At 45.0% G+C, this 771-nt stretch carries 1 tRNA gene and 1 rRNA gene; both read right to left on the bottom strand.

Going from position 1 to position 771, the window contains the following annotated elements:
- Window positions 1-227, bottom strand: a 23S ribosomal RNA gene (locus tag ACFQZJ_RS17205); the annotation flags it as partial.
- A gap of 238 nt (window positions 228-465) precedes the next feature.
- Window positions 466-542 (bottom strand) — tRNA-Ala (locus tag ACFQZJ_RS17200).
- Between the last annotated feature and the right edge of the window lie 229 nt (window positions 543-771).

Genomic DNA, 771 nt, shown 5'->3' with positions numbered 1-771 from the left:
TACTATCGGAATCACTTTTGTTTTCTCCTCCTCCGGGTACTTAGATGTTTCAGTTCCCCGGGTTTGCCTCCTTGCGGATACTATGTCTTCAACATAGTGGGTTGCCCCATTCAGATATCTACGGATCATATCGTGTGTGCCGATCCCCGTAGCTTTTCGCAGCTTATCACGTCTTTCTTCGCCTCTGAGAGCCTAGGCATTCCCCATACGCCCTTTTCCAGCTTGTCGCCAAACCTTCTTATTGCTTACTTATTATATATTCGTACTCTTTACTATCATCGCATACCCGAAGGTATACGACTAAGATTCGTGTTTCTTTCTTTTTAGGTATATACAACACTAATGTTATATATCCTGTTCCAATATGTCAATGAACGTTGTCGTGAGACACGACAGGCAATTAAATCCTATCGATACTTCACGTACAATACTTGAAGACCCTATTTCATATCTCCAGGCATTGCCTGGTGGAGAATATCGGAGTCGAACCGATGACCTCCTGCGTGCAAGGCAGGCGCTCTAGCCAGCTGAGCTAATCCCCCGTTTTCCATAAGTCGGCAGTTGCCAGTTTATAGTTGACAGGTTACCCAACTTTTAGAATTTCCTTCAATATTTCAATCTCAATGAACGTGTATTGCGATATCTACCGCATCCTGTTTTTAAAGGGTGCCGAAACGTGTTCGGCACTTCACCACTTTCGTGGCTTGTAGTCCCAGGCAGACTCGAACTGCCGACCTCTACATTATCAGTGTAGCGCTCTAACCAGCTGAG

The organism is Maribacter chungangensis, from assembly GCF_042676845.1.
GTDB classification, from domain to species: Bacteria; Bacteroidota; Bacteroidia; order Flavobacteriales; family Flavobacteriaceae; genus Maribacter; species Maribacter chungangensis.
This window is presented reverse-complemented; position numbering and strand designations above follow the sequence as displayed.